Raw genomic sequence first — 18,664 nt, forward strand, 5'->3', positions numbered from 1 at the left:
CGGTCCTGAGTGCCACCCGATCCGGTGACGGCGCAGGTGATGAAGACTTCCTTGTTCATGTTCAGCGGCATGGCATCCTCCCAGGGGCTTGGGACCCACCATAGCCGCCTTGCACGCCGCCGCTTTGCGCTTTACGAAATCTTGATGACGGAAAATGCCATCTTCCAGCCCTCTGATCAGCCGCTCTCCTTGGCGCTTCTGGTCCTGCCGCAGGCGTCCATCCTGGAGGTCGCTTCCGCGCTTGACCCTTTGCGCAACGCCAACCGCCAGCTTGGGCACGAGGCCTACCGCTGGCGCGTCGTTTCCCCTGACGGAGCCCCCGTCCCCCTGACCTGCGGGATCGAACTGCCCTCCTCCGGCCCCCTTTCCCATGCCACAGGGGCCGAAGCGCTGATCGTCGTCGCGGGCTACCGCCTGGCCGAGGTCGCCACCCGCCCCCTGATCCGGGACCTGCGCCGCATCGCCCCGCGCTTCCAGCTGGTCGGCGGGATCGACGCCGGCCCCTGGGTCCTCGCCCGCGCGGGCCTTCTGGACGGCCACCGCGCCACCGTGCACTGGGAAGACCTGGAGGACCTCGCCTCAAGCCACCCCGAGATCGACGTCGTCCCCGACCGCTTCGTGATCGACCGCAACCGCGTGACGATCTCGGGCGCGGCTCCCGCCGCCGACTTCATGCTGCACCTGATCCGCAGCCGCCACGGCGCGGCGCTGGCCCGCCAGGTCGCGGCCAGCTTCCTTGCCACCGTCCGCAAAGGGTCCGAGCCGCAGATCGCGCAGGGCCAGGACCCCACCCTTGACCCCCGCGTCGCTGCGGCGCTGGCGCGGATGGAGGCGCAGATCGACGCGCCGGAACCGGCGTCACGGACCGCCCGTGCCGTCGGCCTTTCGCCCCGTCGCCTGGAGTCCCTGTTCCGCGCCGCCCTTGGCACAACGCCCGCCGCCCATGCGCTTGACCTGCGCCTGCAGGCCGCCCGCCGGATGCTGACCGACACCCCGCATCCTTTGGCAGAGGTGGCGCTGAGGACCGGCTTCTCCAGCCCCTCGACCCTGTCCCGGGCCTTCCGCGCCCGCTTCGGCCAGCCGCCCGGCAGCCTGCGGCGCTAGACCTTGTCCTCGTCCGAACCCGAGCCGTCCTGCACCACCTTGCGCAACGGCGTCATCACGACCAGCGTCAGCACCGTGACCAGGCTCAGGATCACCGCGATGTCCAATTGCCCATAGCCCACCGCCGCCCCGATGGCGCCCGTGGCCCAAAGACTTGCCGCCGTCGCCGTGCCCTTGGCCTGGTTGCCCTGCTTCAGGATCGCCCCGCCGCCGATGAAGCCGATGCCCGTCATCAGCCCCTCCATGATCCGCGACTGCTGTTCCGAGTCAGCCCCGATCACCTCGATCGCGATCATCACGAAGCCGCAGGCCGCCATCGCCACCAGCGGAAAGGTCCGCAGACCTGCGCTGCGTTCCTCGCGCTCGCGGTTCCAGCCGATGGGCAGCGCCAGCACATAGGCGACCGCCAGCGCGATAAGATGCTCCAACGCCGTGTCGGAATTCCAGCTCTGCAGCAGGTCCATTCAATCCCCTACGCCGCGTCCAGAAGACCGCGGCCCTTGAGCAGTGCCTCGACGCCCGGCATCCGCCCCCTGAACTTCAGATACAGCGCCTCGGCATCCTCGGAGCCGCCCGCACTCAGGATGTAACGCTCTAGCCGGGCCGCGGTTTCCGGGTCAAACGGATTTCCCGCCTCCTCGAAGGCCGCGAAGGCATCGGCGTCCATCACCTCGGACCACATGTAGCTGTAGTAGCCGCTGGAATAGCCGTCGCCGCTGAAGACATGCGCAAAATGCGGGGTTGCGTGGCGCATCCGGATCGCGCGCGGCATCCCCAGACTTTCCAGCACCTCGGCCTGGCGTTGCATCGGGTCCGCCGAGGGCGCCCCACTATGGAACTCCAGGTCGACCATCGCGCAGGCCACGAACTCCACTGTGGCAAAGCCCTGATCATAGGTGCCTGCGTCCAGAAGCCGTTTCAGCATGTCCGCAGGCATCGGTTCTCCGGTCACATGGTGCTTCGCATGGGCCTCCAGCACCGAAGGCACTTCCAGCCAGTGTTCATACAACTGGCTCGGCAGCTCGACGAAGTCGCGCGCCACGGACGTCCCGCTGATGAACCCATAGGTCACATCGGACAGCATCTGGTGCAGTGCATGGCCGAATTCATGGAACAGCGTCCGCGCATCGTCATAGCTCAGCAGGCACGGGTCGCCCTTGGCGAAGTTGCAGACGTTCACCACGATGGGCCGCTGCTCGCCCCCCAGCTTGCGCTGCGACCGCATCGCACTGCACCAGGCGCCTGACCGTTTCGATCCGCGCGCAAAGTAGTCCCCCAGAAACACCGCCACATGCGCGCCCTTGCGGGTAACCTCCCACCCCCGCACGTCCGGGTGATAGAACGGACCCTCGATCTCGCGGAACTCCAGCCCGAAAAGCCGGGTCGAACAGTCGAACATCGCCCCCAGCATCGCGTCGAGACTGAGATACGGCTTCAAGACCGCCTCATCCAGGTCATGCTCGGCGCGGCGGCGCTTTTCGCTGTAATAGCGCCAATCCCAGGGCTCCAGCGGCCCCGGATAGCCGTCCGCCCGCAGCATCGCCTCCAGCACCGCCGCATCCTCCAGCGCCTTCCCCCGCGCCGGAGCCCAGACCCGCATCAACAGATCCCGCACCGCATCGGGGGTTTTCGCCATCTCCGGCTCAAGCTTGAAGGCCGCGAAATCCGGGTAACCCAGCAGCTGCGCCCGTTCATGCCGCAAGGCCAGGATCTCGGCCGCAATTCCGCGGTTGTCCGTCTCGCCCCCATTGGCCCCGCGCGCGACCCAGGCCTCATAGGCCTTTTCGCGCAGCGCCCGGTTCGGCGAGAACTGCAGGAACGGCACGATCAACGACCGGTTCAGCGTCACCACCGGGCCGGTGCCCTTCTCGGTCCCCGCCGCCCGTGCCGCGTCCTGAACGAACCCCGGCAGCGCCGCCAGATCGGCCTGCGCAAGCGCCATGAACCACGACCGCTCATCGGCCAGAAGGTTCTGCCCGAACTGTGTCCCCAGCACCGCCAGCCGCGCCTTCACGGCCGTCAGCCGCTCTGCTTCGGCCCCCTCCAGCGCCGCACCCGAGCGCACGAACATCTGCCGGTAAAGCTCCAGCACCCTCCCCTGCTCTGCCGTCAGACCAAGGGCCTCACGCCCCTGCCAAAGCGCCTCGATCTTCGCCCAAAGCGCCTTGTTGTTGGTGACCTCGCTGGAAAACGCCGACATCTTCGGCGCAAGGTCGCGCATCAAAGCCTCGCGCGCCTCGGTGCTGTCCGCCCCCGCCAGATTGTAGAACACCCCCGCCACCCGGTCGAGGTAACCCTCCGCCAGCTCCAGCGCCTCGATCACGTCCGCGAACGAAGTCCCCGGCCCGTCAGCAATCGCCATTATCGCCGCCCGCGCCCGCACCAGCGCCTCGTCGAAAGCCGGCCCGAAATCCTCGTCCCGGATCGCCGCGAAGGGCGGCAGGCCAAAGGGCGTTTCCCAAGTCTGCAAAAGCACATTCATCGCAAATCTCCTTTGGCGTGAAAGCTAGGCGCGCCCTCGACCAAGGTCCACCCATGCCCTTTCACATTTGCCCAAATATCCTCTGGGGGTTTGGGGGGCGAAGCGCCCCCAACGACCGAGGAGGAGGCGAAGCCCGACGACGAGACAAAAGGCTTGCGCGGAACGCGCTCCGCTCAGTCCGCGTCCTGCCCGCGTGACCGCATCCGCGCCTCGAACCGTCGCAGGATCAGCGAAAGCCCGATGGTCATCGCCAGGTACAGGAACGCCGCGACGTTGTAGGTCTCGAAGTACCGGAAGTTCCCCGCCGCCGTGACCTTGGCCAATTGCGCGACGTCAGAGATTCCCAGCACCGCCACCAGGCTCGAGTCTTTCACCATTGCAACAAAATCATTGCCCAACGGCGGCAGGATCAGCCGAAAAGCTTGCGGAAATCGAACATGGCGGAACCTTTGCCAGCCGCTCAGCCCCAAAGCTTGCGCCGCTTCGATCTGGCCCTTGTCCACGGCTTGCAGGCCCGCCCGGAAAATCTCGGCAAGGAAGGCCGAATAGGCCAGCATCAGGGCAAAGACCGCCCGCCACAGCAACGGCACGTCACGCGTTCGCAGGATATCGTCGCCAGCCAGGGCGTTCACTCCGGCGACCACGCCCGGAACCAGCGCGAAGGCGACGTAAAGCAGCAGCACGATGATCGGGACGCCCCGCATCACCTCGATGTAAAGCCGCGCCGCCTGCCGCAGGACGACGTGGCGCGACATCCCCATCACCGCCAGCCCCAGGCCGATGGCACAGGCCCCAAGATAGGCGACCACTGCCACCGAAAGCGTCACCACCAGCCCCTTGGACAAGATGGTCAACGCCCCGGCGTAGAACGGGTCGGCCAACATCTTGTACAACAGCCAAAGGCCGGCGATCACCAGGATCACCAGCCACCAGGGAAAGTCCTTGTCGGGATCGGCGTTCGGCGCCATGTGGTTGCCCCCGGCCTGAACCGGGGGCCGCCTTTCACTCGCCCATCTTGTACTCGACGAACCACTTCTGGTTCAGGCCGTCCAGCGTCCCGTCCGCCTTCATCGACGCAATCGCCGCGTTCATCGGCGCCACCAGATCCGAGCCCTTGGGGAAGATGAACCCGAAGTCCTCCGACGCCAGCGGCTCGCCGATGATCTTCAGCCCTCCGTTCGAGGCCGCCACATAGCCGTTCGCCGCCGTCGAATCCGACAGCGTCAGGTCCACGTCGCCCGCCTTCAGCGCCTCCAGCCCGGCCCCAAAGGTCTCGAACTTGATGACGCGCGGGTTTTCCTCGTTGCCGTCCAGGATGTTGTAGATCGCCGCATAGAAGGGCGAGGTCCCGGGCTGGGCGCTGACCAGCAACTCGGGGATCGCCGCAAACGAGGCCGCATCGGTGAAGCGCTCCTCATCGCCGCGCACGATCATCAGCATTTCCGACCGCATGTAGGGCTCGGAGAAATCGACCTTCTCCTTGCGCTCGTCCTTGATGGTGATCCCGGTCATGCCAAGGTCATACTGGCCTTCCGACACGGCGGGGATCATCGCGTCCCAGCTGGTGTTCTCGTATTTGACGGTGATGTTCAGCCGCTTCGCGATCTCGGCCATCGCGTCGTATTCCCAGCCCACGGCCGCGCCGTCCTTGTCCAGGAACTGCAGCGGCGGATAGGCGTTTTCGGTGACCACGACGACCTCTTTGCCGCCGAGATCCGGCAGGTCCTGCGCCAGGGCAGGCAGGGTCATGGCAGCAAGTCCAAGCAGGGCAGCGGTGGTCAGTTTCATCGGTCAGGCTCTCCGGGCTGATTGATCAGGCAAAGACTATGCCACGGTGGTTTGCCGATGCAAGGCGGGGCTCGGGGATAGCCTTGGATGTGGGCGCGCATGTCGCGCTGTCGGGCGGCCCGCACCCAAGCCGGTAGGGTGGGCGCATCGCCCACCCTACTCCCCCGCCAGTCCTGAAACTTCATCTCCCATCCTGGCCGGCGTAGGGTGGGCGATCCGCCACCCTCCCCCCTTTCCAACCCGCGCGAACCGGTTCACCCTGCACCGAAGAAGGAGCGTCCGATGGATCCCGCCACCCTGACCGCCACCGCCCTTGCCAGCCTCATCCGCTCGCGCAAGCTCTCTGCCGTCGAGGCAACCCGCGCCACCCTGGCCCGGATCGACCAGCTGAATCCCGGCCTCAACGCCATCGTCCAACGCATGGATGGCCGGGCCCTCGCCGATGCCAGCGCCGTCGATGCAAAACTCGCTCGGGGCGAAGACCCGGGACCGCTCGCCGGGGTCCCCGTTACCGTCAAGGTCAACATCGACCAGGCCGGCTTCGCCACCACCAACGGCCTGCGCATCCAGTCCGACCTCATCGCCCCCGAAGACAGTCCGCCCGTCGCCAACCTGCGCCGCGCCGGGGCAATCATCGTCGGCCGTACCAACACGCCCGCCTTCAGCCTGCGCTGGTTCACCCGCAACTCCCTGCACGGAGCGACGACGAACCCCGCCTTCCCCGCCCTGACGCCAGGAGGCTCTTCCGGCGGAGCCGCCTCGGCCGTCGCTGCAGGCCTTGGCCCCCTCGCCCACGGCACTGACATCGCCGGATCGATCCGCTACCCCGCCTATGCCTGCGGCATCCACGGCCTTCGCCCCGGACTTGGCCGCGTCCCGGCCTTCAACGCCACCGCAGGCGACCGGCTGATCGGCGGGCAACTGATGGCCGTCTCCGGCCCCCTCGCCCGCTCTGCCGCCGACCTGCGCCTTGGCCTCCAGGCCCTCTCGCAGCCCGACCCGCGCGATCCCTGGTGGACGCCAGCCACGCCAGAGCCCTATGCCCGACGCGCGGCCCTCTCACTGACCCCAGACGGCCTGAAAACCGACCCGGCAATCCAGGACGCACTGACGGCAGCCGCGAAAACCCTCGAATCCCAAGGCTGGGAGATCGGCACCCCACCCCTCCCCCCCTTCCGCGAGGCGATGGAACTGCAACTCACCCTCTGGCTCTCCGAATTCGGCCTCGGCGGCACCGAGGCCATCGCCCGCGAAGCCGACCCCGACGCCAGCTTCGTCCACCGCGAACTCAAGAAACTTGCGCCACCGCCCACCCTCGAAAGCTTCATGCGTGCGCTCCAATCCCGCGCCCGCCTCGCCCGCCTCTGGCGCGGCTTCTTCGCCGACTGGCCGGTCCTTTTGACCCCGGTCTCCGGCGCCCTCCCCTTCCCCGACCACTACGACACCTCCAGCCCCGAGGCCTTCGCGTCCGTCATCCAGGCCCAGATGCCCCAGATCGCCCCGCCCTTCATGGGCCTCCCCGGCCTGACCGTCACCACCGGGCGCACCGCCACCCACCCCCTCGGCATCCAGGCCCTCGCCGACCGGGGGCGCGAGGACATCCTTCTCGACCTGGCCGACCTCCTCGCCCCCGAAATCCCCGCCGTGACCCCGTAGGTCGGGCTTCACCCCGTCTCTCCCCCGGTGCCGCAGGGTACGCTACAGCGCACCAGTCTGCCGAACCAACTCACTGTCGACGCACGAAGCCGCCTTGCCGAAGCACGGCAGGAAGGCTCCAGTCCACCGGATCAACCTTAGGAATGATTGCCGCCTCGGGATATTCCGGCATCCAGCCCAGAACCCGCCCCACCGTCACCTCTTCCTCAGTCATCTCCAGCGTCACCGCCTGCAACCGCACCCCTGCCCAAACACCGCCGAAAGGTCCTCCGGGTCCACCTCCCGCACCGTCTCGGGCCTGGAGATGTCATCAAACGTGACCAGCATCGGCCAACGGTCACGCGGGATATCCTTCGGCGGACCACTTACACTCTGCTCGATCATGCCCATCCGGCTGACGAAACCCCGCTCGACCGAAACCGGCTGAAAGATATCGCTCGCCCACCCCAGGCCCGTTGCTGATCAGCGCAAAAAGATAGCGGCCCGGCGCGACCTCGACGAAAGCGGCCTCGCCTACAAACGCAACCCCGATGCTCGGCGAGTCCATGAACAGGTTCGGCCCCATCCGCACACGCACCGCGCTGACCGAGGACACGGTGATCTCACCCGCAGGCGTCTCGACCATCAGGCTCAGCTTCTGGTGCCAGCCAAAGGACGGAAAGGTAAGCTGTCAAAGTATTCACGCGACCAAAAGCGGACCGCCTGCCCACCGCACGACGTTCGGGATACGCCTCTACAAAGTCGACCTCTCACGCAAGACTGCATCAGTGTCCTCTGCTCGAAGTCCTGGCGTCAACGGCCGCACCCGGTCGCGCACTGTCTGGACCCCATACCTTTCATCTGGCTCCAAATATCCCCGCCGGAGGCACCTCCGAGCCGGTTGGCCGCAGGCCAGAGGCGAGACAAAAGGCACGCGCGTCAGCGCTCCATTCAACTGCCGCCCCGACCCGCGACGCCGTTTGAAGCAAAGCGCCTCCCCTCCCCCTCCGTGGGGAGGGGCTGGGGGTGGGGGGCTGCCGCCGCAAACCTTAAGACCAGGTAAACAGAAAATCCCACCCCCTTGATCTCAAATCACTTCCAAAGTTGTCCACCGTGGACACCCCTCAGTGCCGCCCCCCGCAAACCTCACACTCCGCCCGCTTCTTCACCCCGATCACCCGGGTCTCCATATAAAGCGCATCGTGGATCATCAGCCGCCCCGCCAGCGTCTCCCCCGCCCCCGTGACCCATTTCACCGCCTCCATCGCCATCATCGACCCGATCACCCCCGGCAAGGGCGCCGCCACCCCCGCCTCGGCACAGGTCGGGACCAATCCCGGGGCCGGCTTCACCGGGAACACGCAGGCATAGCAGGGCCCCCCCTTCGCCGGATCGAACAGCGACACCTGCCCCTCCCACTGCGTGATCGCCCCGGAAATCAGCGGCACACCCGCCGCCACGCAGGCCCGGTTGACCAGATAGCGCGTGTCGAAATCGTCGGTCCCGTCCAGCACCAGGTCGAACTCCCCGACCAGTTCCCCCGCGATCTCCTCGGTCAGCCGCCGATGATAGGGCCGCACCTCGATGAACGGGTTCAGGGCGCGCATCGCCACCTCGGCGGAAAAGACCTTCGGCATCCCGATCCGCCCGTCGGTATGGATCACCTGCCGCTGCAGGTTCGACCCCTCGACCATGTCATCGTCGATCACTCCGATCACGCCGACCCCCGCCGCCGCGAGATAAAGCAGCACCGGAGACCCCAAGCCCCCCGCCCCCACGACCAGCACCCGCGCCCCTTTCAGCCGCTTCTGCCCCGGCCCGCCGATCTCGCGCAGGATGATGTGGCGGGCATAGCGGTCAAGTTCCGCCTCGCGGAAGGTCCCTGTGGGCGGCGGGGTCACCGGCTCTGGGGTCTTCCGCCGATGCACGGCCCGCAGGACCTCGCGGTAACCCAGCACGACCACGGCCAGAAGCCCGAACACCGCCCAGCCCCGGAAATCGCCACCCACGACGCGCGCGAACGGGTGCTCCATCTGGCTCGGCAGATGGACGACCATCAGGAAGACCCACCAGATCGCCGCCAGCACCAGCCAGCGCGCGCCCCAGCCCCGCCATCGACCCAAAGCCCAAAGGCCGATAAATCCCAGAAGACCGATCACGACCCAAAGCCCGTCGACCCGAACCCGCCCGTGCCGCGCGCGGTTTCGTCCAGCGCCTCGACAACCGCAAAGCCCACCTGCACCACAGGGGCCACCACCGCCTGCGCCACGCGGTCACCATGCCGCACGGTGTAAGGCGCAATCCCCAGGTTGATCAGCGATACCCCCAACGGCCCCCGGTAATCGCTGTCAATGGTGCCGGGAGTATTCGGCAGCGTGATCCCGTGCTTGGACGCCAGCCCGGATCGAGGCCGCACCTGCATCTCGAACCCCTCGGGGATCGCGACACGGATGCCGGTCGGACAGATCGCCCGCTCCATCGGTGCCAGCGTCAGCCCTGCCTCGCGCTGAGCTTCCGGGAAGTTCGCGCAGAGGTCCGCCCCCGCCGCCCCCGCCGTCTGATAAGCCGGCAAGGGCAGGCTCCGGTCGGCCCAATCCTCCCACAGCACCTCAACAACCGGCCCCATCGCCCCGCCTTTCATACTGGTCCAAATATCCCCGCCAGAGGCACTTATCTCAGCGCAGCGCCTCGGCAATGCGCGCCGCCAGCTTCCGCGCGACTTCGTCCTTGCCCATGCGGGGCCACACCTCGGCCCCGTCGCCGGTGATCAGCACCACTGCGTTCTCGCTGCCACCCATGATCCCGGTTTCTGGCGACACGTCATTGGCCACGATCCAGTCGCAACCCTTGCGCGCGCGCTTGGCCGTTGCGTGGGCGACGACATCCGTCGTCTCGGCGGCAAAGCCGACGACAAGCCGGGGCCGCGTCGGCCCGTTCGAGACCGTCGCCAGGATGTCCGGGTTCTCGGCAAACTCCAGCGCCGGGGCCTTGCCCGAGCCGTCCTTCTTCAGCTTCTGCCCGGCAGCATTGGCCACCCGCCAGTCCGCCACCGCCGCCGCCATCACCGCCGCATCGGCAGGCAGCGCCGCCTTGACCGCCGCCGCCATCTCGGCCGCCGTCTCGACCCGCACGACCTCTACCCCGACAGGGGGAGGCACTGCCGCCGGCCCGGTCACGAAGGTCACCCGCGCGCCCAGATCGCGAAGCGCAGCGCCCAGCGCCGTCCCCTGCGCGCCCGAAGACCGGTTGGCGATATAGCGCACCGGGTCGATGGGTTCATGCGTCGGACCCGAGGTCACGACCAGATGCTTGCCCACCAAAGGCCCGCCCCCCAGCGCCGCGCCAATGGCCTGAACGATGACCGCCGATTCGGCCATCCGCCCCGGTCCGTATTCGCCGCAGGCCATCTCGCCCTCGTCCGGGCCGACCATCCCCACGCCGTCCGACCGCAGCACCGCAAGGTTCCGCTGTGTCGCAGGATGCTGCCACATCCGCACATTCATCGCCGGGGCCACCAGCACCCGCTTGTCCGTCGCAAGAAGCAGGGTCGAGGCCAGATCATCCGCCCGCCCAGACGCCATCTTCGCCAGAAGGTCCGCCGTCGCCGGGGCCACCACCAGAAGGTCGGCCGAGCGCGACAGCTCGATATGTCCCATCTCGGCCTCCGAGGTCAGGTCGAACAGCGCTTCATGCACCGTCGACCGCGCCAGCGCGCCCACGGACAGCGGCGTCACGAATTCCGCCCCCGCCCGGGTCAGCACCGGCGTGACCGCGCCGCCCGCCTTCTGGATCAGCCGGATCAGCTCCAACGACTTGTAGGCCGCGATCCCGCCGCCAATGATCAGAAGTATGCGCTTGCCAGCCAACATCGGCAGGTCCCCCTTGCGGCCTGCCTCAAGGTGTAGGGGTGGACCCCGGCAAACTCAAGGTGCAGGCATCCGGCCGATCTCGTCAGCCACCAGCGCCTGCAACCGCCACAGGCCCGCGTCGCGGATGCCACGTGCGTCAAGCTCTGTCACCGTGTTCAGAAGATACTCGGCCCCGGTCCCCCAATGGCCGCAGGCCCGGGACAGCGTCCGGGCCACGTCCTCGGGGGGCAGGCCACCGGCATAGTAGGGCGAGGCGCGGTTCATCACGAAGCCCAGCGCCCGCAGCGGCCCGTCCGGGGTCTGCACTGTCAGCCAGCGCGGCATCGAGTTGATCGGCTTGACGGTGAACTCGCGCCGAAACAGCCGGTCCAGCTGTGTCGCGGGGTCCTCGGGCGGCAGTTCGTAGATCACGCCCCGGCATTGCCCACCCCGGTCCAGCGCCATCATCAAGCCGGGCCGGTCCGGAGTGCCCCGAAAGCGGTGCGTCCGCAGGCAGAAGGACCGGTGCCAGCCCCGCGCCACGGCTGGACGCTCGGCGCGATGCTCCAGCTCGGGTTTCCAGATCAATGAGCCATAAGCGAAAAGCTGGATCGGTCGGCCCAAGGCGGGATGGTCTCGCAAGATCCGCGCGACCCAACCGGCATAATCGTCGTCCGTCTGCTGTTCGACACCCGGGGCGGGACCGGCGTCGACGACAGCGCGATGCACGCGGGCAACGTGATCTGACGTCAGGCGCGGTCTGGTGACGGGCATTGGCACCCCCATGAAAGCCCGAACGGTTCCACCATGCGGGACCTTGGTCAAGCCGGGGCGATCGACACGTGCCGCTAGACCAGGAAGTGCCGCACCTCGCGCGACTGGCCTTCCAGGCTTTTGCGCATCTTGGCGAAGGCGGCGGCCTCCAGCTGACGCACGCGCTCCTTGGACAGGCCAAGCTCTTCGCCCAGGCTTTCCAGCGTCCGGCTTTCTTCCTTCAGCTTGCGCTCGGCCACGATATAGCGTTCCCGCGCGTTCAGACCCTGCATCGCCTTGACCAGCCAGTCGCGCAGCCGCGCGCCGTCATGGGCACCCTCCACGGCCTCGGAGGCCTGCACACCGTCATCTTCCAGCGCGTCGATCCATTCCCGGCCATCCTCGTCCGAGGACTGGGTGGCGTTCAGCGAATAGTCGCTGCCGGAAAGCCGGCCTTCCATCATCTCGACGTCATGGACCGGCACGCCGACCTCGGCCGCGACCATCTGGCGCAGCTGATGCTGATCCAGCGTCTCGCCGCGCTGGGATGCCTCACGCTCCAGCTTGGCCTGCACCCGGCGCAGGTTGAAGAACAACGCCTTCTGGCTGGAGGTGGACCCGGTGCGCACCATCGACCAGTTGCGCATCACGTAATCCTGGATCGAGGCCTTGATCCACCAGACCGCATAGGTCGAAAACCGCACGCCGCGTTCGGGATCGAACTTGTCGGCGGCCTTCATCAGACCCAGGCTGGCTTCCTGAATCAGGTCGTTCATCGGAGCGCCATAGCGGCGGAACTTCGACGCCATGCTGATCGCCAGCCGCATGTAGGCGGTGATCAACCGGTGCAAGGCCCGCTCATCCCGATGATCGCGCCAGGCGCGGGCCAGACGCAACTCGGTTTCAGCGTCCAGAAGTTCGGCCTTCATCGCTTTGCGCGACACGCCGTAATCGGTATATCCGTCCAGTGCCATGACCACCTCCAGATTGTCGTGCCGCGGCTTTTCCGCCTGTTCTTGTCCCTTCTACGAGGCAATCCCGTGACCGGATCACTCCCACCCCTCACTCTTGTCATCGGCGGCGCGCGGTCGGGCAAATCCACCTTCGCCGAGGGTCTGATCACGGCGACCGGCCGCCCCCGCCGCTACATCGCCACTGCCGAGGCCTGGGACGACGAGATGCGCGACCGCATCGCACGCCACCGCACCCAGCGCGGCCCGGTCTGGACCACGGTCGAGGCCCCGCTTGACCTTGCCGCCGCTCTGACCCAGGCGCGGGCCGAAGAAGCCGTCCTTGTCGATTGCGCCACGCTGTGGCTGACCAACCACCTTCTGGCCGACCACGACCTCGACGCCGAGGGTGCGCGTCTTCTGGTCGCACTGGCCGGGTGCAAGGCGCCTGTCGTCATTGTCTCCAACGAGACAGGCTGGGGCATTGTTCCCGAGAATGCGCTGGCCCGGCGGTTCAGGGACGAACAGGGCCGCCTCAATCAGCGCCTTGCAGCCCAGTCCGGGCTGGTCGTCACCGTGATCGCGGGACTGCCGCTGGTGCTGAAGGGCACGCTTCCCTGAGGCCGGGAAGGTGGGCAATACTGCCCACCCTACGCCCCTGCTTTCCTTTTTGACCGAGACCCCCATGACGCGCTTCTGGCTTGTCCGCCACGGCCCCACCCATGCGAAGGCGATGATCGGCTGGACCGATCTCGCCGCCGATCTTTCCGACACGGCCGCCCTCGCACGGCTTCGGGCGCACCTTCCCGCCGGCGCCCCCGTCATCTCCTCCGATCTCGTGCGGGCGATTGCCACCGCCGACGCGCTTGGCCCGCGCCTGCGACTGGCCCACGACCCCGACCTGCGGGAAATCCACTTCGGTCAGTGGGAAAACCGGGGCTTTGCCGAGGTCGAGGCCGAGACCCCCGACCTGATCCGGGCCTTCTGGGAAACCCCGGGCGACATCCGCCCGCCTGGCGGCGAAAGCTGGAACGACCTTGGCAGCCGCACCTGGGCCGCGCTTGACCGGCTGCACGGCCAGGCCCCTGACCTGATCGTCGTGGCGCATTTCGGCCCGATCCTGGCGGCCTTGCAGCGCGCGGGGGGCATGACGGCGACCCAGGCCTTTGGACACAAGATCGACAACCTCTCGGTCACCTGCCTGACGCTTGATCCGCCCCAGGTGCACGGGGTCAATCACCGCCCGTGATGGGCACCCGCACAATTCATCGTTTCCCTTCCCGACCGCGACCCGCTTGACTGCACGCGAAAGGACAAACCTCATGACCTATGATCTCGTGATCGGCGATCGCGCCTATTCCAGCTGGAGCCTGCGGGGCTGGCTTCTGTTCGACGCCTTCGGCATCCCCGTGCGCACCCTCTCCGCCCGGCTTTACACCGACGAACTGGCGGCAGTGCTCAAGGACTTCTTCCCCGCGAAGACCGCACCCACGATGCGCACCCCCGACGGCGCGATTGTCCCCGAAACCATCGCCATCGCCGAGGAACTGGCCAGCCGCCACCCCGACGCCGGGATCTGGCCCACGGACCCCCACGCCCGCGCCACCGCCCGCGTCCTTGCCGCCGAGATGCACGCAGGCTTCACTGCGCTGCGCAGCCACTGCCCGATGAACCTGCGCGTCAGTTATGCCGACTGCCAGCCACCCCCCGAAGTGCTGGCCGACCTGCGGCGGCTGGAGACGCTCTGGTCCTGGGCGCGCAAGACGACGAACGCCGCCACCCCCTGGCTCTGTGGCGCCTATTCCGCCGCCGATGCGTTCTTCGCCCCGGTCGCCACCCGGATCGCCACCTACAACCTGCCGGTGAACGCCGACGCCATGCTCTACGTCAATGCCCACCTCGCCCATCCCAGCTTCCGGCGCTGGCGCGCAATGGGCCAAGTGGACGGTGCGGACCAAGACTTCTACCGCCGCGACTACCCGCGCCGCGACTGGCCCGGCCCTGTGCCGCTGCCTGCCACGCCGGTGGACTGCGCCGACACCGTGAACGCGACCTGCCCCTATTCCGGCCAGCCCGTCACCCACGCCTTGCAGCTTTACGGCCGCCGCTTCGGCTTTTGCAACGCCTTCTGCCGCGACAAGACAATGTCCGACGCCGAAGCCTGGCCGAAGTTCATGGCCCTTTACCATTCGTAAACCATTCCGCCCTACCCGTTAACCAAGGTGAATCGGGTAGGGCAGAATGCGCGGACGTCACGACAAAGATCAGGGCCTATCGAAGAAACCTGATGCCTTTCACCTGGCACCAAATATCCCCTGCGGAGCATGTCCGAGCCGGTTGCGCGCCCTTCGCGCGCAGAGGCGAGACAAAAGGCTTGCGCGGAACGCGCTCGATTCACGAACCGCCCCAGCCGAGGGGCGCGCCGCATGACCGCCCGCGCCTACACCGTTGCCTTCGAGGGTGTCGAGGCCCGTCTGGTCGAGGTGCAATGCGCCGTCTCTCCCGGCTCTCCCGCCTTCACTCTGGTCGGCCTGCCCGACAAGGCCGTCTCGGAAGCCCGCGAACGCGTCCGTGCCGCCCTGCAAGCCCTGTCCATCGCGCTTCCCGCCAAACGAATCACCGTCAACCTCTCGCCTGCCGACCTGCCCAAGGAAGGCTCGCACTTCGACCTGCCCATCGCCATCGCCCTCCTCGCCGCGCTGGAGATCATCCCGCGCGAGGATGTCGAAGGCACCGTCGCGCTGGGCGAGCTGTCGCTGGATGGCCGCATCGTTCCCGTCGCTGGCGCCCTGCCTGCCGCGATGGCCGCCGCCGTCGAGGATCGCGCGCTCCTTTGCCCCAAGGCCTGCGGGGCCGAAGCGGCCTGGGTCGGCGCGACCCAGGTCCTCGCCGCCGCCTCGCTCGAGGAAGTGCTGCACCACTACACGGGCCGCGCGCCGATCCTGCCCGCCGAAGCGGGCGAGGTGACCGGCAGCCGCAACCTGCGCGACTTCCGCGAGGTGAAGGGCCAGGAACGTGCCAAGCGGGCCCTGGAAATCGCCGCAGCGGGCCGGCATCACCTGTTTCTTGTCGGCACCCCCGGCTCGGGCAAGTCGATGCTTGCCGCCCGTCTGCCGGGCATCCTGCCACCCCTGACGGCACCCGAGGCGCTGGAGACCTCGATGATCCATTCGCTTGCGGGACTTCTGTCGGAAGGGGGCATCTCTCGCGACCGGCCGTTCCGGGAACCCCACCACACCGCGTCGATGGCGGCCATCGTCGGCGGTGGCAAGGGTGCGAAGCCGGGCGAGATCAGTCTGGCCCACAACGGTGTCCTCTTCCTGGACGAGTTTCCCGAATTCCCGCGGGCGGTCCTGGACACGCTGCGCCAGCCGATCGAGACAGGAACGGTCATGGTTGCCCGGGCCAACGCGCATATCCGCTATCCGTGCCGCTTCCTGCTGATCGCCGCTGCGAACCCCTGCAAATGCGGCTACCTGTCGGACCCCTCCCGCGCCTGTGGCCGCGCGCCGATCTGTGGCGAGGATTATCTGGGCCGCATCTCCGGGCCGCTGATGGACCGGTTCGACCTGCGGGTCGAGGTGCCGCCGGTGGCCTTCGCCGACCTTGATCTGCCCGCATCAGGCGAAAGCTCGGCCACCATCGCGGCGCGCGTTGCCGCCGCGCGGGACCGGCAGGCCGCCCGGTTTGCCGACGCCCCTGAGTTGCGGGTCAACGCCGATCTCGAAGGCGGCGCGCTGGAGGAGCACGCCGCACCCGATGCCGAGGGAAAAGAACTGATCGGGCGGGTTGCCGAACGGATGGGGCTGTCGGCGCGGGGCTACCACCGGGTGTTGCGGGTGGCGCGGACCATCGCCGACCTGGAGGCAAGCCCAACGGTCAGAAAGCCCCACATCGCCGAGGCGATCAGCTTCCGGCTGGCCTCGGCGATCGGGGGGATCTAGGGCCCGTCCACGGGGGGCAGGTCCAGCCCGATCCAGATAATTCAGCGCCGTGCTTGCGGCCGATCAGTGTTTGTTGACACTTCCCGCGCCCGGCTCGTTCGGGAAAAGATGCGCCTTGTCCGGGTCGAAATCCAGGTTCATCTGCGCCCCGATCTCGAACACCGCATCATGTGACAGGGCCGCGATCAGCGGGTTGCCGTCCTTGAGCGCGATTTCGACCACCGTCTCGGCCCCAAGCCGTTCGGTCAGCGCGACCGCGCCGTGCAAGCGCCCTGCCCCCTGAGCAACCCCCAGATACTGCGGGCGCAGGCCCAGGATCGCCTCGTCGCCGACCTTGAACAGCGCTCGCTTGCCCGAAACTTCGACCGGGTCCAGCGCACCGTTCGACACCAGCACCTTGCCGCCGTTCACGCCCAGCACCTTGACCTTCAGGAAGTTCATCGACGGCGCGCCCAGGAAGCCCGCGACGAACAGGTTCGCCGGGTCGTGGTAAAGGTCCATCGGCGCACCGATCTGCATGACCATTCCATCCTTCAGGACCACGATCTTGTCGGCCAGGGTCATCGCTTCGACCTGGTCGTGGGTGACATAGATCATCGTGGCGCCCAGCTGGTTGTGCAGCTTGCCGATCTCCATCCGCATGTCCATGCGCAGGGCTGCGTCCAGGTTCGACAGGGGCTCGTCGAACAGGAACACCTGCGGTTTGCGGACGATGGCGCGACCGATGGCGACGCGCTGGCGCTGTCCGCCGGACAGCTGCGACGGGCGGCGGTCCAGAAGATGCTCCATCTGCAGGATGCGGGCAGCCTCGGCGACCTTGGCGTCCTTTTCCTCCTTGGACGCGCCCGAGATCGTCAGCCCGAAGGCCACGTTCTCGCGCACCGTCATGTGCGGGAAGATCGCGTAGGACTGGAACACCATCGCCACGCCGCGCTGCGCGGGGGGAAGGTCGTTCACCACCTTGTCGCCGATCTGCAATTCGCCCGAGGAGATGTCCTCCAGCCCCGCGATCATCCGCAGAAGGGTGGATTTCCCGCAGCCCGAGGGGCCGACGAAGACGCAGAACTCGCCATCGTCGATCTCGATGTCGACCCCCTTGATCACATGGGTCTGGCCGTAGCTTTTCTTCAGGTTCTTCAGGGAAATCCGGGCCATGTGCTACTCCGCCGCCTGTGCGAGGGTTTCAACGTGAAGAAGGCCGTCCGGGCCGATGCTGACCGGCTCGGGGTCCATGACATAGCCGCCGAAGGTCGCCTTGCCGCTGTCGGCAAAGCCCAGGATCACCAGGCCCTGCGGACCATCGACGATGCGGGCGGCGTAACGGCGGCAGGGCTCGGCCCCGTCAAGGAAGGGACCGGGCGCGATGCGCCAGGGGCCGCGGGGGTGGTCGGCGATCAGGTAGTGGGTGCCGGTGACGGGCGTCTCGGGGTTGTCGCGGCGGTACTGGTCGGACCAATGGTATGAGCCGGTGCAGAAGAGGCAATACCAATGCGCGCCGACCTGGAAGACCTGCGGCACCTCAAGCTGGCCGAAGCCGCCGTGGAAGACCGGGGGCTGCAAGGTCCAGGTGACAAGGTCCGGGGAGGTGGCAAAGCCGACGGCCCCGCCGGCGTTCGGTTCCGGCACGCCGGGGACGCGGGCGGTGAAATACATCAGCCAGCCGCTGCCGTCCGGGTCGCGCGTCACCCAGGGGTCGCGCATGGCCCGGTCGTGCCAGTGGCCAATGGCATGGTCCTTTTCATAGCAGTCGGCGTTGGGCCCGGTCAGGTCCAACGCCAGCCCGTCGCCGACGCGGGTCCAGTTGTGCAGGTCCTTGGACGTCGCATGGCCAATGCGCTGATAGAGCGACTGTTCGGACTTCTGCGTGCCGGTGTAGAACAGGTGCCACAGGCCGTCGTCGCCCTTGACCACCGATCCGGTCCAGGTCGTGCTGTCGTCCCAGGCCGCGCCATTGCGCTGGGGCTCGAACGTGGTGCCCATGTCGGTCCAGTTCGTCAGGTCACGCGACACCGCATGGCGCTGGGTTGCGTTCAGGTGGCGGGCGTCGGGATCGATCAACGACTTCGGCGCTTGCAGGAAATAGCCGTGCCAGATGTCGCCATCCTGGACATACCAGCTGTCCCAGAACCAGAGATCTTTGTGTTTGAAGGACATATTCGG

General features: G+C 67.4%; 19 protein-coding genes. 6 read left to right on the top strand and 13 right to left on the bottom strand.

Going from position 1 to position 18,664, the window contains the following annotated elements; translation table 11 throughout:
* Positions 1–144: 144 nt before the first annotated feature.
* Positions 145–1,104 carry a GlxA family transcriptional regulator gene (locus tag U1E69_RS13375; protein WP_322244868.1) on the top strand — a complete coding sequence of 320 codons (960 nt, stop codon included), beginning with the start codon at positions 145–147 and terminating at the stop codon, positions 1,102–1,104.
* Here U1E69_RS13375 and U1E69_RS13380 read toward each other — a convergent pair.
* The 4 genes from U1E69_RS13380 to U1E69_RS13395 all read right to left on the bottom strand — a co-directional run bounded on the left by U1E69_RS13380 (position 1,101) and on the right by U1E69_RS13395 (position 5,374).
* Complete coding sequence (locus tag U1E69_RS13380) at positions 1,101–1,568, bottom strand: MgtC/SapB family protein (RefSeq protein ID WP_322244869.1); 468 nt, start codon at positions 1,566–1,568, stop codon at positions 1,101–1,103. The genes U1E69_RS13375 and U1E69_RS13380 overlap by 4 nt on opposite strands.
* An 8-nt stretch (positions 1,569–1,576) precedes the next feature.
* Complete coding sequence (locus U1E69_RS13385) at positions 1,577–3,586, bottom strand: M3 family metallopeptidase (RefSeq protein ID WP_322244870.1); 2,010 nt, start codon at positions 3,584–3,586, stop codon at positions 1,577–1,579.
* A 173-nt stretch (positions 3,587–3,759) separates the two neighbouring features.
* Positions 3,760–4,554, bottom strand: coding sequence for an amino acid ABC transporter permease (locus U1E69_RS13390; RefSeq protein ID WP_322244871.1), 795 nt, complete (start codon positions 4,552–4,554; stop codon positions 3,760–3,762).
* Between the two features lie 34 nt (positions 4,555–4,588).
* Positions 4,589–5,374 (bottom strand): transporter substrate-binding domain-containing protein, encoded by a 786-nt coding sequence (locus U1E69_RS13395; RefSeq protein WP_322244872.1) that lies wholly within the window; start codon positions 5,372–5,374, stop codon positions 4,589–4,591.
* A 282-nt stretch (positions 5,375–5,656) separates the two neighbouring features.
* On the opposite strand from U1E69_RS13395, the gene U1E69_RS13400 reads away from it, so the two are divergent.
* Positions 5,657–7,030: an amidase family protein gene (locus U1E69_RS13400; protein WP_322244873.1), complete on the top strand. Its 1,374-nt coding sequence runs from the start codon at positions 5,657–5,659 to the stop codon at positions 7,028–7,030.
* Positions 7,031–7,100: 70 nt separating this feature from the next.
* Here the strand turns inward: U1E69_RS13400 and U1E69_RS13405 are convergent, their stop codons facing one another.
* The 7 genes from U1E69_RS13405 to U1E69_RS13435 form a co-directional block, all read right to left on the bottom strand.
* Entirely contained in the window at positions 7,101–7,265 is a 165-nt protein-coding gene (locus tag U1E69_RS13405) for a hypothetical protein (RefSeq protein WP_322244874.1), read from the bottom strand.
* 102 nt (positions 7,266–7,367) lie between these two features.
* Positions 7,368–7,655: a hypothetical protein gene (locus tag U1E69_RS13410; RefSeq protein ID WP_322244875.1), complete on the bottom strand. Its 288-nt coding sequence runs from the start codon at positions 7,653–7,655 to the stop codon at positions 7,368–7,370.
* A 478-nt stretch (positions 7,656–8,133) separates the two neighbouring features.
* The gene (locus U1E69_RS13415) at positions 8,134–9,168 is read right to left on the bottom strand and encodes a molybdopterin-synthase adenylyltransferase MoeB (RefSeq protein WP_322244876.1); all 1,035 of its coding nucleotides are present in this window, start codon (positions 9,166–9,168) and stop codon (positions 8,134–8,136) included.
* On the bottom strand, positions 9,165–9,635 hold the full coding sequence (gene dut / locus U1E69_RS13420; protein ID WP_322244877.1) for a dUTP diphosphatase: 471 nt from the start codon (positions 9,633–9,635) through the stop codon (positions 9,165–9,167). Before dut ends, U1E69_RS13415 begins: the two co-directional genes overlap by 4 nt.
* Positions 9,636–9,684: 49 nt before the next feature.
* Positions 9,685–10,878, bottom strand: coding sequence for a bifunctional phosphopantothenoylcysteine decarboxylase/phosphopantothenate--cysteine ligase CoaBC (gene coaBC, locus U1E69_RS13425; RefSeq protein ID WP_322244878.1), 1,194 nt, complete (start codon positions 10,876–10,878; stop codon positions 9,685–9,687).
* Positions 10,879–10,932: 54 nt separating this feature from the next.
* Positions 10,933–11,631: a gamma-glutamylcyclotransferase gene (locus U1E69_RS13430; RefSeq protein ID WP_322244879.1), complete on the bottom strand. Its 699-nt coding sequence runs from the start codon at positions 11,629–11,631 to the stop codon at positions 10,933–10,935.
* Between the two features lie 74 nt (positions 11,632–11,705).
* Positions 11,706–12,584, bottom strand: coding sequence for an RNA polymerase factor sigma-32 (locus U1E69_RS13435; protein WP_322244880.1), 879 nt, complete (start codon positions 12,582–12,584; stop codon positions 11,706–11,708).
* Between the two features lie 66 nt (positions 12,585–12,650).
* On the opposite strand from U1E69_RS13435, the gene cobU reads away from it, so the two are divergent.
* The 4 genes from cobU (at position 12,651) to U1E69_RS13455 (ending at position 16,504) form a co-directional block, all read left to right on the top strand.
* On the top strand, positions 12,651–13,181 hold the full coding sequence (gene cobU / locus U1E69_RS13440) for a bifunctional adenosylcobinamide kinase/adenosylcobinamide-phosphate guanylyltransferase (protein ID WP_322244881.1): 531 nt from the start codon (positions 12,651–12,653) through the stop codon (positions 13,179–13,181).
* A 64-nt stretch (positions 13,182–13,245) separates the two neighbouring features.
* Complete coding sequence (locus tag U1E69_RS13445) at positions 13,246–13,809, top strand: histidine phosphatase family protein (protein ID WP_322244882.1); 564 nt, start codon at positions 13,246–13,248, stop codon at positions 13,807–13,809.
* A gap of 73 nt (positions 13,810–13,882) precedes the next feature.
* A complete protein-coding gene (locus U1E69_RS13450) occupies positions 13,883–14,755 on the top strand; it encodes a glutathione S-transferase (protein WP_322244883.1) in 873 nt (290 codons plus the stop codon).
* A 231-nt stretch (positions 14,756–14,986) separates the two neighbouring features.
* On the top strand, positions 14,987–16,504 hold the full coding sequence (locus U1E69_RS13455) for a YifB family Mg chelatase-like AAA ATPase (RefSeq protein WP_322244884.1): 1,518 nt from the start codon (positions 14,987–14,989) through the stop codon (positions 16,502–16,504).
* Between the two features lie 63 nt (positions 16,505–16,567).
* Here U1E69_RS13455 and U1E69_RS13460 read toward each other — a convergent pair whose 3' ends face one another.
* Entirely contained in the window at positions 16,568–17,659 is a 1,092-nt protein-coding gene (locus tag U1E69_RS13460; protein WP_322244885.1) for a sn-glycerol-3-phosphate ABC transporter ATP-binding protein UgpC, read from the bottom strand.
* A gap of 3 nt (positions 17,660–17,662) precedes the next feature.
* Positions 17,663–18,658: a levansucrase gene (locus tag U1E69_RS13465; protein ID WP_322244886.1), complete on the bottom strand. Its 996-nt coding sequence runs from the start codon at positions 18,656–18,658 to the stop codon at positions 17,663–17,665.
* Between the last annotated feature and the right edge of the window lie 6 nt (positions 18,659–18,664).

Origin of the sequence: Tabrizicola sp., from assembly GCF_034366665.1 — a bacterium.
Lineage (GTDB): Bacteria > Pseudomonadota > Alphaproteobacteria > Rhodobacterales > Rhodobacteraceae > Tabrizicola.

Excerpts from the sequence above, each read along its gene's own strand:
- U1E69_RS13375 (WP_322244868.1), top strand. The coding sequence starts at position 145 with ATGACGGAAAATGCCATCTTCCAGCCCTCTGATCAGCCGCTCTCCTTG.
- U1E69_RS13380 (WP_322244869.1), bottom strand. The coding sequence starts at position 1,568 with ATGGACCTGCTGCAGAGCTGGAATTCCGACACGGCGTTGGAGCATCTT.
- U1E69_RS13385 (WP_322244870.1), bottom strand. The coding sequence starts at position 3,586 with ATGAATGTGCTTTTGCAGACTTGGGAAACGCCCTTTGGCCTGCCGCCC.
- U1E69_RS13390 (WP_322244871.1), bottom strand. The coding sequence starts at position 4,554 with ATGGCGCCGAACGCCGATCCCGACAAGGACTTTCCCTGGTGGCTGGTG.
- U1E69_RS13395 (WP_322244872.1), bottom strand. The coding sequence starts at position 5,374 with ATGAAACTGACCACCGCTGCCCTGCTTGGACTTGCTGCCATGACCCTG.
- U1E69_RS13400 (WP_322244873.1), top strand. The coding sequence starts at position 5,657 with ATGGATCCCGCCACCCTGACCGCCACCGCCCTTGCCAGCCTCATCCGC.
- U1E69_RS13410 (WP_322244875.1), bottom strand. The coding sequence starts at position 7,655 with ATGGTCGAGACGCCTGCGGGTGAGATCACCGTGTCCTCGGTCAGCGCG.
- dut (WP_322244877.1), bottom strand. The coding sequence starts at position 9,635 with ATGGGGCCGGTTGTTGAGGTGCTGTGGGAGGATTGGGCCGACCGGAGC.
- coaBC (WP_322244878.1), bottom strand. The coding sequence starts at position 10,878 with ATGTTGGCTGGCAAGCGCATACTTCTGATCATTGGCGGCGGGATCGCG.
- U1E69_RS13430 (WP_322244879.1), bottom strand. The coding sequence starts at position 11,631 with ATGCCCGTCACCAGACCGCGCCTGACGTCAGATCACGTTGCCCGCGTG.
- U1E69_RS13435 (WP_322244880.1), bottom strand. The coding sequence starts at position 12,584 with ATGGCACTGGACGGATATACCGATTACGGCGTGTCGCGCAAAGCGATG.
- U1E69_RS13445 (WP_322244882.1), top strand. The coding sequence starts at position 13,246 with ATGACGCGCTTCTGGCTTGTCCGCCACGGCCCCACCCATGCGAAGGCG.
- U1E69_RS13450 (WP_322244883.1), top strand. The coding sequence starts at position 13,883 with ATGACCTATGATCTCGTGATCGGCGATCGCGCCTATTCCAGCTGGAGC.
- U1E69_RS13455 (WP_322244884.1), top strand. The coding sequence starts at position 14,987 with ATGACCGCCCGCGCCTACACCGTTGCCTTCGAGGGTGTCGAGGCCCGT.
- U1E69_RS13460 (WP_322244885.1), bottom strand. The coding sequence starts at position 17,659 with ATGGCCCGGATTTCCCTGAAGAACCTGAAGAAAAGCTACGGCCAGACC.
- U1E69_RS13465 (WP_322244886.1), bottom strand. The coding sequence starts at position 18,658 with ATGTCCTTCAAACACAAAGATCTCTGGTTCTGGGACAGCTGGTATGTC.